Annotated in this window: 10 protein-coding genes; 4 read left to right on the top strand and 6 right to left on the bottom strand. The window is 49.5% G+C overall.

From position 1 onward, the window contains the following. Window positions 1-3: 3 nt before the first annotated feature. From G459_RS0117150 to G459_RS0117120, 6 genes are all read right to left on the bottom strand, one after another. Window positions 4-564, bottom strand: coding sequence for a LutC/YkgG family protein (locus G459_RS0117150; RefSeq protein WP_026968746.1), 561 nt, complete (start codon window positions 562-564; stop codon window positions 4-6). Next, window positions 561-1,919: a lactate utilization protein B gene (locus G459_RS0117145; RefSeq protein ID WP_026968745.1), complete on the bottom strand. Its 1,359-nt coding sequence runs from the start codon at window positions 1,917-1,919 to the stop codon at window positions 561-563. Before G459_RS0117145 ends, G459_RS0117150 begins: the two co-directional genes overlap by 4 nt. Next, window positions 1,916-2,674, bottom strand: coding sequence for a (Fe-S)-binding protein (locus tag G459_RS0117140; RefSeq protein WP_035456278.1), 759 nt, complete (start codon window positions 2,672-2,674; stop codon window positions 1,916-1,918). Before G459_RS0117140 ends, G459_RS0117145 begins: the two co-directional genes overlap by 4 nt. Before the next feature lie 15 nt (window positions 2,675-2,689). Further along, a complete protein-coding gene (locus G459_RS0117135; RefSeq protein ID WP_026968743.1) occupies window positions 2,690-4,018 on the bottom strand; it encodes an FGGY-family carbohydrate kinase in 1,329 nt (442 codons plus the stop codon). A gap of 240 nt (window positions 4,019-4,258) precedes the next feature. Continuing rightward, on the bottom strand, window positions 4,259-5,296 hold the full coding sequence (locus G459_RS0117125; RefSeq protein WP_051315280.1) for a GntR family transcriptional regulator: 1,038 nt from the start codon (window positions 5,294-5,296) through the stop codon (window positions 4,259-4,261). A 52-nt stretch (window positions 5,297-5,348) separates the two neighbouring features. After that, window positions 5,349-7,469: a bifunctional rhamnulose-1-phosphate aldolase/short-chain dehydrogenase gene (locus tag G459_RS0117120; protein WP_026968741.1), complete on the bottom strand. Its 2,121-nt coding sequence runs from the start codon at window positions 7,467-7,469 to the stop codon at window positions 5,349-5,351. Between the two features lie 268 nt (window positions 7,470-7,737). Here G459_RS0117120 and G459_RS0117115 point away from each other — a divergent pair, with 268 nt between their 5' ends. From G459_RS0117115 to G459_RS0117100, 4 genes are all read left to right on the top strand, one after another. After that, window positions 7,738-9,141 (top strand): purine-cytosine permease family protein, encoded by a 1,404-nt coding sequence (locus tag G459_RS0117115; RefSeq protein ID WP_035456276.1) that lies wholly within the window; start codon window positions 7,738-7,740, stop codon window positions 9,139-9,141. Next, window positions 9,138-9,320: a hypothetical protein gene (locus tag G459_RS0117110; protein ID WP_026968739.1), complete on the top strand. Its 183-nt coding sequence runs from the start codon at window positions 9,138-9,140 to the stop codon at window positions 9,318-9,320. Before G459_RS0117115 ends, G459_RS0117110 begins: the two co-directional genes overlap by 4 nt. 96 nt (window positions 9,321-9,416) lie before the next feature. Continuing rightward, window positions 9,417-10,658, top strand: coding sequence for a sugar isomerase (locus G459_RS0117105; protein WP_051315279.1), 1,242 nt, complete (start codon window positions 9,417-9,419; stop codon window positions 10,656-10,658). A 168-nt stretch (window positions 10,659-10,826) separates the two neighbouring features. Continuing rightward, window positions 10,827-11,834 carry an SMP-30/gluconolactonase/LRE family protein gene (locus G459_RS0117100; protein WP_026968737.1) on the top strand — a complete coding sequence of 336 codons (1,008 nt, stop codon included), beginning with the start codon at window positions 10,827-10,829 and terminating at the stop codon, window positions 11,832-11,834. The last annotated feature ends 487 nt before the right edge of the window (window positions 11,835-12,321 follow it).

Here is a 12,321-nt window from a genome sequence, read left to right as displayed (position 1 = left end):
AGCTTAAACCAACACCACTCTCAGGCTCTTGGCGCCGTGAGCTCCGATCACGAGGCTTTGCTCGATGTCAGCTGTCTTGGAAGGGCCAGCGATAAATACGCCAAATCCCGACACTGCATCGGCGATCCGATTGTATCCCTGATGCATCGTTTCGACCAGATTTTTCCGATCCAGGACGATCACCAGATGCTCGGTGATAAAGGGCAGCGCACGAAGTCCAAGATTGTCGTCTTCCAGCCAAATTGCTCCGTTTTCAGCCACTCCAAATTGTCCGTCCAGTATCGCAAGTCCGAGATCTTCCAATTCATGCGGATCCTCGGGAAGGGTTAAGGTAGATGCTTCCGGAAAGTGAAAGGAAAGTGAAACTATCTTCGAAAACCCCGCTTTGGGTAGCCATGATTCAAACTCCACCTTGCTCAAGACTTCACCTTTGTTGCCTAAAATAGACTGGATAAAAGTCTCTGTTAATTCTCCCTGAACCCCGAAATCCGGGATTTCGGGAAGCGCTTTTTGCTCGACAGCAATGCCTTTAATTGCCGCTAATATGTTTTCCCGGCTGCTCATGATCGATTTTTTTGATACCACTGCTGGAATGATTCCTTCGGTGTTTCGGGCAGGTTTCTGCCTTTTCCCCAAGCGTTGATCGGATGATATATGAGGCTGTCCGGCAATGCTTTGAGTGCTGCGCGCATCAGGTTCCCGGAGATTTTATAGGCAAGGGGACTTTTGAAGATCCCATTCGCGAGCTTCATCGAAAGGCCTTTTCCCATTTCCCCATGCGTTTTGGTGATTTCCTGTCGCCATTCAAAGAGTTGCTCGTGGATGTTGATCTTCACAGGGCATACATCGGAGCAGCTGCCGCACAGCGTGGAGGCAAATGGCAGCGTGCTGTGTTTTTTCATATCCAATCCTGGAGAGAGGATGGAGCCAATCGGGCCCGGCACGGTGCTGTCGTAGCTGAAGCCGCCACTTCTCCGGTAGATCGGACAGGTATTCATGCAGGCGCCGCAGCGGATGCATTTGAGTGAGTTTTTGAATTTTTCCCGAGCGAGCTGGGCCGTTCGGCCATTGTCGACTAGGATGATGTGGAGCTCCTTTCCAGGAGAAGGGCTTCGGAAGTGGGAGTTGTAATTGGTGACCGGCTGCCCGGTAGCAGATCTGGCGAGCAGTCGGAGGAAAACACCCAGATCTTTTCGTCTCGGGATGATTTTTTCGATGCCCATGGAGGCGATGTGTACATCGGCCAGATGCACGCCCATATCGGCGTTGCCTTCGTTGGTGCAGACAACAAATTCTCCGGTCTCGGCGACGCCGAAATTAACTCCTGTGAGTGCTACTTTGGCTTTTAGAAATTTTTCCCGAAGGTGGAGTCTCGCCGCCTGCGTGAGGTAGGCTGGATCTTCGTTCCCTTTTTCGGTCAGGAGTTTTTCGTGAAAAAGCGCTGAGATTTCCCCCTTCTTCAAGTGGATCGCGGGAAGGACGATATGGCTCGGCGGCTGATGAAGCAGCTGGACGATCCGCTCACCCAAGTCGGTGTCCACGACATCGACGCCGTGCTTTTCCAAAAAAGGATTCAGATGACATTCCTCCGTCAGGATGGATTTGCTCTTTACGATCGCGTTGCAATTCTGCTTTTGCAGGATGTCCAATACGATCTGATTGTGTTCTTCACCGTCTTTGGCCCAATGGACTTGGATGCCGTTTTTCTGGGCATTCCGCTCGAAATCTTCCAGATAGGATCCCAGATTCGCCAAGACATTGTCTTTAATTCCCGACGCAAGATTTCGCAATTCTTCCCATTCAGGGATAGTTTTGCTGATTCGATCCCGCTTGTCGCGGACAAACCACAGCGTTTCGTCGTGCCATTTGGACTTGGCCTGATCTTTCAGAAATTCGGCGGCATTCTCAGGATGACTCATGAGATCGCTTGGTTTAGGATTTCTGCAATGTGAAGAAATTTCAAAGGTTGCTTGTTTCTGGTTGCGATTCCCTGCAAGTGCATGATGCAGGACATGTCGCCTCCCGTCAGGATTTCGGTGTGATGTTGGAGATGATCATCGAGCCGGTCTTTGCCCATCTGGATGGAAAGCGCCTCTTCGGTCACGGCAAAAGTCCCCCCGAAACCGCAGCACTCGTCCGTGCGGTTGAGCTCGACCCACTCCAGCCCCTCGAGATTTTCAAGGAGTCTTCGAGCTTTATTGAAGGGAGTTTGATTCAGTTCGGAGCTGGAGGATAGACGCAATCCCCGCTGCCCGTGACAGGAGGAATGGAACCCGACGCGATGTGGAAACCTTCCGTCGAGCTTTTCGATCTTCAAGATATCGGTGATAAACTCGGTCAGTTCAAACACCTTGTGGTGCAATTCCGCCTGTTCTTTTTCCAGTCCCGGTATCACGGGAGAATGCTCCTTCACATGCAAAACACAACTGCCAGACGGAGCGACTACGTAATCGAAGTCTTTGAAAAGCTCAATAAAATGCTTGGTCGTCCCCACCGTATCGCGCTTGTATCCTGCGTTGGCGAGAGGTTGCCCACAGCAGGTTTGACCCAGTGGGAACGTCACCTTACAGCCCAGCTTCTCGAGCAGCTCCAAGCTCGCGATTCCGACGCTGGGATAGAACTGATCGACGTAGCATGGGATAAATAAGGCAATATGTGGGGAATCGGATTTCATCAGGGCAAGTTAAACTCAGGAGTCCATATTCACCAGCATCGCAGCTCCCAATGCGGATCCATTGGGGAAATCGCTGGGGATGATCTCCATGCCGGGAAGTTTTTTGCGGAGCATTTCGAGGAAGATATAATTGGCGTTGAAGCCGCCGTCCACAAACAGTCGGCTGACTGGAGCTCCGTCCAAGACCAGTCTGATGGAAGCGACCTGGATATCTGTCAGCTCATGTAGGAAGGTGTAATAGGCTTCTGTAAACTCGGGAAAACTTCCCCAGTCACTTTTGTTGGCTTTCTCCAAACCGTAATCAGCAGGTTTTAGATATTGGAAGCCAATCCGCTTTTTGGGCGACTTGCTTACCTTTTCATACATCGCTTCGTCGAACCTCAGTTTTTTATAAGTCCCCAGTGGAAGGTTCCAAAAGGCATACATTTCCTCCACTTGGTGTTTGTGCTCCTCGCCGATAAAAAGACGGGAGATCTTGATCGGCTGACCGGTGATGCTGAGAAACTGAAGGCAATCCTTCGTGAGTTCCGATTCCGAAAGTGCCGTCTTGTTGTACGGGTTGATCGTGATCGCCCAAGTGCCCGTGGAGAGCAGCGCAAAAGGTTCTGTTTCCTGCTTGAGGTAAGGCAGCAGTGCTCCGGACGAGTCGTGCACGCCAATGCCACAGGGAACCGAGCCGAGCTCAGGCTTGGTTTTTAGTAGGGAGTTTCCAGGGAGAATAGGGGGCAGAAGCGCTTCGATTCCCTCATTTTTGACCCAGTCGTGGTAATCCATCTTCTCAAAATCCCAGAGACCTGTGTGGCAGCCGATACTAGTATAATCGGAGACCATCTCTCCCGTGAAAATCAGGCTCAGGAACTGGGGCAGGTGGAGGCAATGACGCACGTTTTTGAAGAATTCCGGCTTGGCATGCTTCAGAAAATAGATCTGAAGACCAGAATTCAACATCGCCAAAGGAGGGGAGGAAGTTCGCTGACAGAAAGCCATCTTTCCGCCGTTTTCGGCGTAGAAACGGTCGAGCAAATCTTCTGGAAAGGGTTTTAAATAATCGTAGAGCGGAGTGACTGGTTCGCCAGCTTCGTCTGTATGAACAAATGATGCTCCGTGACCGGAGAAATTCAGTTTTTTGATCTCAAATTCGGTGGATTTCAGTGCCTCCGAGAAGGTTTCAAGCATCCATTTCCGAAGGGGAAGGATAGGTTCGCTCGGAAACCCATCCTCGTCCGGGATGGCATCCAGGCGGGTGTAGGTACTGTGAACTTCCTTCAGGTTTTCGTCAAAAAGGAAGAATTTTTTATTCGTTTTGCCAATGTCAAAGACAGCGGTAACGGGGATTTTTTGCATTTACAGTTTAAGAATTACGAAGTGTAGGATTTACGATCTACGAATTACGATTTACGAGGGCATGAATAGCGTTGAGGCTTTGGACGCGGGGAAACCTTCCAACTTTATCATCTTGCAGCCTTCCAACCCAATTCTCGAACCTTCCAATTTTCCGATCAAAAAATATTGGACATTGGACATCCAGCATCCCTCACTTTTCAACCCAAACTTTCAATTTCTCAATTTTAGAATTTTCTAATCCTACAAAGACTTCCTGATCGTCATCCGGAAAGGGTTTTTGATCGGAATGCGGTCCTCTGTACCCAATATTTGCTCGGCGATGGTTTTGCCCATGTTTTGGAAATCGGTCGAAATGGTCGTGATGCCGTCTGCCAGGATCTCTTTGAGTGGTGTGTCGTTGTAGGAAATCACGCCAATATCACGGCCCAACCTCAGCATTTGCTCCCTGGATTTTTTTACAATATTTACCAGATCCGACTCCGCCATCACGATGTGGCAGTCGCCTTCGTCAAGCGGTTCGTCATCATCCACACCATCGACAATGAGGTTTTTGAAATCATGGAAAAAGCAGAAACGCTTAAATCCGTCCATTATCTCCATCGGATACAGGTCGCCTTTTGGAAACACCAAGATCAACCGTTGGTATTTTCTCAGATGGGAGATGCCCGACTCCAAGACCTCGAAAATGTCCTTGGAAAAGTCTTGATAAACACCCGGAAACTCATTCTCGTGATCTTTCACTCCCCGGTCGATGATCAACAGCTTGTCCTTTGGGATCCGTTTGATCAGGTCATAGGCAGCTTCAGGATGTCCCGCGTTGTCAAAGAAATGGGGAGCCAACACGTAGTAGTTGTAATTACCCAAGTTTGTCTCCAAGAGATCTTCCAGCACGTTTCGGTTGTAGTGGTGAATCTGGAGATCCACTGATGCCTGCGAACCGAGCGTATCGATGATCGAATAATAGATGATCTTCTTATACGAGCTGAGTTTGTTGAAAAGCAACAACACTTTCAACTTGTGCCCCATATTGGTAGACGAGATGTAAAAGCCCTTGCCGCGGACAGAGGAGATGATTCCTCTGTCCCGCAGCTCGTTGTAGGCTTTTTCCACGGTATCCCTTGAAAGCAAAAAGTCAAAACTGGTCTCATTGATGGAAGGTATGCGGTCTCCAATTTTGAGCTTTCCCTTCTCAATATCTTCCAGGATCAAATTGACCACCTGGAGGTACTTCGGCGTGCGTGATTCCACCGCGATTTTTTCGGATTTGTCAAGAAGCATAGGTTGTTGGGTCTATTGGGTATGGGCACTGTAGGGTAATAGCGAATCGAATCTATCGAGGGAAGGCAGCGGCTAAGCCACCATCCACGTTGAGCATGTTTCCGGTCGTTTTGGTGAGTAGTCCGCCGACGAAGGCAAAAGCCGCATCTGCGATATCACTTGTTTTGACACTTTCTTTAAGCAATGTTCTGTTAGCATAGTACTGAGGAAGGTCTTTTACCTCAATGCCATAGGCTTTCGCCCGGTTTTCGGCCCAGCCACCTTCCCAGATGTTGGAGTTTTCGATCACGGCATCGGGGTTGACCACATTGACCCGGATCTTGTCCTCTGCGAGCTCAGCAGCCATCAGTCTGGACATGTGCATTTGGGCAGCTTTGGCGGTACCATAAGCTACGTTTTTTGCGCCAGCTACCAAGCCGTTTTTACTCACAATATTCACGATATCACCGCCTAAGCCTTGCTGTCTCATCAAAGAAACTCCAGCCTTTGATACGTGGTATTGACCCATCACGAGGATGTCATTCAGCCGATTCCAGTCCTGATCGGTGTGGTCTTCGAAAGATTTAGAGATCGAAATCCCGGCGTTGTTGACGACGATGTCAATCCCGCCAAACTTGAGGCAAGTTGCTTCCATGGCTTTTGCCAAAGTAGCAGTATCGGTGACGTCCAACTGAACCCCAAGGACGGCATCCTTGCCATATTTTTTCTCGAACTCAGCCACAGCTCCGTCCAATCTGGACTGATCAATGTCTGTCAGTACCACGCAAGCACCTTCCTGCACATATCTCTCGGCAATGCCTTTGCCGATGCCTCCGGCACTTCCGGTGACCAGGGCAATCTTGCGGGAAAGCGGTTTTTCTTTTGGCATACGGGAAAGCTTCGCTTCCTCCAGCAACCAATATTCGATGTCAAAAGCTTCCTGAAGCGGCAGGGAAACGTATTCGGAAACTGCCTCAGCGCCACGCATTACATTGATGGCGTTGATGTAGAATTCTGAAGCTACCCGGCTGGTTTGCTTGTCTTTGGCGTAGCTGAAAAGTCCAACCCCCGGCCACAGGATCACGACCGGATTCGGATCGCGCATCGCAGGACTGTTCGGGTGTTTGTGGGTTTCGTAGTAGTCGGCATACATCTCCCGGTAAGACTGGAATGCTGCACCGATCTTTTCTTTCAATCCGTTCACATCGCTTAGATCCGCGTCTGATGCCAAATCAAGGACGAGTGGGCTGATCTTGGTTCTCAAAAAGTGATCCGGGCAGCTGGTGCCCATAGGAGCTAGTTTGCTCAGGTCGTGGCTGTTGATGAACTGAAGGACGGTGTCGCTGTCGCTGAACGTGCCGACCATTCTTTTCTCAGAAGAAGCCAAGCCTCTCAAGATCGGAGCCAATTTGGCTGCTTGGGATTTTCGTTGTTCCGGTGCCAAAGAAGAGACTTTTTCCCCTCCGAAAACCGGTCTTTTCTTTCCGTAGTTGTCTGCCAGATAAGCGGAAGCAGCTTCGATGACTTCCAAGCTGTTCATGTAGCATTCGTAAGCGGTATCTCCCCAGGTGAAAAGCCCGTGGCCACCGAGCATGATGCCTCGGATTCCGGGGTTTTTGTCAAGGGCTTCTTTCAGCTGAAGACCGAGGTCAAAGCCTGGACGCTGCCAAGGAACCCAAGCGATCGCCCCTTTCCATAGGTCTTGGGTGATTTTTTCTCCGTCTTTGGAAGCTGCAATTGCAATCGCAGCATCTGGGTGAAGGTGATCAATGTGCTTGAATGGCAAGAAACCATGAAGGGGCGTGTCAATGGAAGGTGCCTTGGAAGCCAGATCGTAGATGCAGTGGTTGAACAGTTCGACCATTTCATCTTCGAACTCGATGCCGCGGTAGATGCCTTTTAAAGAACGGAGTTTGTCGACATACAGCCCAGCCAATCCTGAACGGGTCATGGTGCCGATATCTCCGCCGGATCCTTTGATCCACATCACTTCCACCGGCTCCTTAGTAAGTGGATCCAGTTCGGTTGTCTTGCAGGAGGTATTTCCTCCGCCATAATTGGTAATCCTCAGATCTGCGCCGAGGATATTAGAACGATAAATCAAAAGATCGACTTCATTGCCTTCCAATTTGGCAGCTTTAGCGTCGTCCCAGAGGTAGCTTACGTATTTGAAACTCATAATCGGTATATCCATAATTAAAACAGGTCTATAGTATTAGGATGAATTTCTCAGAAATCAACCCAATACGTATCCTGTAGTGTCTTGAGTGATAATTTTTTTTAGATATTTTTTTCTTTATTCAGGGAAACAGAATTCTGAAATCAGAAGTCTGCGTCGGAATAATCGCCCTGAAATTAAGGGTTTCCAAAATAAACATGAGGCAATCTGCCAAAAATGATTCGGACAGGGCAGGACAGGGCAGGTAAGTCAATTTCTTTAATTCAACTTAAAATAATCCCAAATGGCCAATAGGTTTTTTAAAAAAATAGTAGGTGGAACGAATGAATACGAAAGGACTCCCGTGCCAGCCGCCAGCCTCAAAGGAAACCGAAGTTTTCTCGGTATGTATGCAGGAGAACACACCGCCGGGACGGAGTTTGTCATCGGGCCGCTTTTTGTAGCCCATGGAGTCACGGCAGGGGATTTGGTTTTGGGCTTACTTGTCGGGAATCTGTTGGCGGTGCTGAGCTGGGCGCTGATCACGGCACCGATTGCCACGGCCAAGCGCATGACATTGTATTATCAACTGGAGCGAATCGCCGGCAAAAACGTCGTCCGCTGGTACAATCTGGTCAATGCGCTGATGTTCTGCTTTCTGGCAGGATCGATGATAGCGGTGTCGGCGACTGCAGTGGGGATTCCTTTTAATCTGGAGATGCCGACTTTGACCGATTGGTTTCCAAGGACTCCGGGCTGGATTGTGACCGTCCTTTTGTTGGGAGCTGTGGTGACACTGGTGGCCATCCAAGGATACAATCAGGTGTCCAAGTTTGCCAATGTGATGTCGCCATGGATGATTCTGATATTCTTCGCGGCGGCGATTGTCGGACTGGCAGAGCTGGGTGTAGGTTCTGCCGAAAGCCTCATCAGCGTAGCTCAGGAAGTGATTTGGAATGGTGTCCCCTTACCTGGGATGTCCAAGTTTTCGATCTGGCATGTGATCTTTTTTTCCTGGTTTTGTAATATGGCGATGCACATTGGGATGTCTGACTTGACGATTCTCCGCTATGCTAAGTCCTGGACGTCGGGTTTTGCGGTGTTTGCGGGAGTCTATCTGGGACATTTTGTGGCCTGGATCGCATCGGGCATTTTGTACGCAGTGTTTCTGCAGGCAAATACCGGGTCCCAGGAGTTTGCGCCTGGGCCGATTGCCTATCAGACCTTGGGGATCGCCGGAGCGGTTTGCGTGGTGGTGGCAGGATGGACGACTGCCAATCCGACGATTTATCGGGCTGGATTGGCATTGCAGGGGATTTTTCCAAAAGTCCAAACTTGGAAGATCACTGCAATCGTCGGTGGGATTACCAGTTTGGCGGCTTGTTTTCCAGCTTTGGTCATGAAGCTGCTGGATTTTGTGGCCTTGTATGGATTGCTGCTCATGCCGATGGGCGCGGTGATCTTTGCCGATTTTTACTTTTCAGAGAAATTGGGCTTTCGATCCGAAGCGGCATTGAATTCCAAATCTAACTTTAGTCTTCCAGCCTTGCTGAGTTGGGTACTGACCTTGATTTTCTGCCTCGGTTTGAATTATTTCTACGGAATAGAAATCTTCTTCCTCGGCCTGCCGGGTTGGTTCGTTGCCGTCGCTATTTTCGTGATTCTTTCCAAAGTGAAGTACCCGCTTGCTAAATCCCTTGCCGCATGAAAAGTTTACTCAAACTCCTTTCACTCGTAGGCTTGGTCCTGTCGATTGTGCCTCCGGTGATGCTTTTTCTGGGAAAGATGGAGATGGACTCTATGAAACTTTGGATGGGTGCCGGGATGGTGGTATGGATGGTGACGGCGCCGTTTTGGATAAATAAAAGCAGTCAGCAGTCTCATTAGGCAGTTGGCAGAAGCGGCTAGCTTTGCCTCGTTATGCTACAAATCGACGTTCTATGGACAAAAAACATTGTCCAATCACTCAATAACCATTAACCTATGTCAACCGATTTTCATCAAAAATCCGTTTCTCTTTTTTCTGAACAACTTGTAGATAAAGGAATCGATCTTAATCAGCTTGTTTCCCAGGTCTCCGGATTCCAGATCGCTGTGCCCAGCTGGGCGCTGGGGGCAGGGGGGACACGTTTTGGCCGGTTTTCGATCGGCGGCGAACCCCGAAATCTGGAAGAAAAGCTGGACGATATCGGACTTTTGGCGAAGCTGTCCAAGCGGACCGATGCAGTTTCTTTACATATTCCCTGGGATATTCCCCAAGACGTACAGGCCATCCGGGATAAAGCCTCCAATCTCGGGATCAGCTTCGATGCGATGAACAGCAACACGTTTCAGGACTACGGGCAGCCGCTATCCTACAAGATGGGTTCGCTGAGCAATGCGAATGCAGCCATTCGAAAGCAGGCTGTGGAGCATAATCTTCAGGTGATCGAGATCGGAAAAACCTTGGGCAGCAAAGGGCTGACCGTCTGGTTGGCCGATGGAAGTAATTTCCCGGGACAGGCGCACTTCCGAAATGCGCTTCAGGGAACCACTGAATCCCTGCAGGAAATCTATGCCGGAATGCCCGAAGACTGGAAACTGTTGCTGGAGTACAAGCCCTACGAACCGAACTTTTACCATACCGTGATTCCCGATTGGGGTACGTCGGCTCTGATTTGCCGCCAGCTCGGAGAACGCGCTAAGGTGCTGGTAGATCTCGGCCATCACCTGCCCAATACGAACATCGAGCAGATTGTGGCTACGCTGATGCATCAGGATATGCTGGCGGGATTTCACTTCAATGACAGCAAGTTTGGGGACGATGACCTAAGCACGGGTAGCATCAAGCCGTATCAGTTGTTCTTGATCTTCTGTGAACTGATCGGTGGAGCAATGGACGGAGCACAGGCTTGGGAGAGTATTTCTTGGATGATCGACGCAAGTCACAATACCAAAGATCCTATCGAAGACCTGATTCAGGCATTGGAGTCGATCTCACAGGCTTATGCCAAAGCACTTTTGGTGGACCGCGTCAAGCTTACTCAGTGTCAACTTGATGGCGATGTGGTCTTAGCCCAGGAGATCCTCCAAGATGCTTTTCTCACGGATGTCAGAGCTTTGGTACGGGAAGCAAGAATCCAGAGCGGAGGAGAAGCTGATCCGTTGGCTTTCTATCGAAAAGAAAAAATCCGCGAAAAGCTGATTGCCAAGCGCGGGAAAAATGCGCAGGCAAGCGGACTGTAATATTAAGCTCTTCTCATCAACTTCATAAATTCAGCTTAATTCATGAAGTCAACTTCACAATTCCATTGAATTTGTGAGGTTGACTCTTTTTTGACGTGCAAATCCAATGGATTCGGACTTTTGACGGGATTGGTTTAACTTCCTTTTTTCCCAAACCCAAAAGACCGTATGAAAAACACCTATTGGCTGGCAATCTTCGCTGTCGCCGCGTGCTCCAGTCCCAAAACTCAGGAGGAAACACCCGCTCAATTTCAAACCATCGGTTCGATTGATCGTCTCGATTCGGCGATCAATGTGCTGATTCCAGCCGATGCCCAAATCGAAGTCTTGGCTTCAGGATTTGAATGGGCCGAAGGGCCGCTTTGGTTGGAAGATCAACAAGCCTTGATTTTCACAGATGTGCCGACCAACAAAATCTGGAAATGGACGGAGCAAGATAGTTTGAGTTTGTACCTGGAGCCATCCGGCTACCTCGGAGATCGCACCGACAAGCGCGAACCTGGAGCGAATGGTTTGGCTTTAGACCCTGCGGGAAATCTCATACTTTGCCAGCATGGAGAGCGGCAAATCGGGAAGATGCTCTCGCCTACCAATTCCCCAAAAGCAGAATATGAAGCCCTGGCAACGGGCTACGAAGGCAAGCGGTTCAACAGTCCCAATGACTTGGTGTTTAATTCCAAAGGGCAACTCTTTTTTACCGATCCGCCCTATGGCATGGACCCTTGGGATGAGAAGGAATTGGGTTTTCAGGGAGTTTATCGCCTGGATGCGGAGGGGAAAGTGAATCTGCTGGTGGATTCGCTGAGCCGGCCAAACGGCATCGCGCTGAGTCCGGACGAGAAGATTCTATATATTGCCCAGTCTGATCCCGAGAAAGCCAGATACTATGCATTTGATCTGGATGAGGCAGGCCAAGTCATCTCGGGCAAAGTGCTGCTGGATGTCACGGCTTTGCAAAGCGAAAGCAAAAAAGGGCTTCCGGATGGGCTGAAGGTTCATTCTTCCGGAGTGTTGTTTGCAACTGGCCCCGGGGGAGTCTTGGTGATCAGTCCGGAGGGGGCACTTCTCGGGTCGGTCTTGACGGAAAACGGAACTGCAAATTGCGGCTTTGATACTGGAGAGAATTATCTCTACATGACAGCTGATGCGTATTTGATGCGGGTGAAGCTGAGGTAGTGCTGGTTTGTGGATAAGTCTGAAAAATAGGTGCAAAACCTGTTCGTTTACATTAAATTCTGTGGGGAAAAATTGTGGGAAAATAAGCTTTTGAAAACTTGAAATTGGACGAAATAGAGCGCAACTTTAAATCATCAAGTAAGAGATAAAAGGCCGAAAGTAAGATTTCGGATCTAGTTTGAAAGTTTGAGATCGGGCACAAAGGGGGATTCATCATCGGATGGATTTCTGAGACGGGCAACCGCAGAAGTGCAACAAAACGATGAGTTGATCGAAGGTTCCCCCGGGAATCCAAAAATGATCTGACAGAAAGGACTCCAAGCGCAAGCCGGGAGTTGAAAGAGGTAACTCCAGAAGCGTCAAAAAGATCTGATCGACGCGCCGATTCCTTCGGGAAAAAGCAATCGTGCACAAAGGAAGGTCTGCTTCACGGCAGGCATTTGCAACGGGCAACCGCAGAAGTGCAAAAACAGATCGGCCCAAAAAG

It is taken from the genome of Algoriphagus terrigena DSM 22685, from assembly GCF_000429445.1.
GTDB lineage: Bacteria > Bacteroidota > Bacteroidia > Cytophagales > Cyclobacteriaceae > Algoriphagus > Algoriphagus terrigena.
The sequence above is the reverse complement of the archived record's forward strand: the minus strand, read 5'-3'. Positions and strand labels throughout refer to the sequence as shown.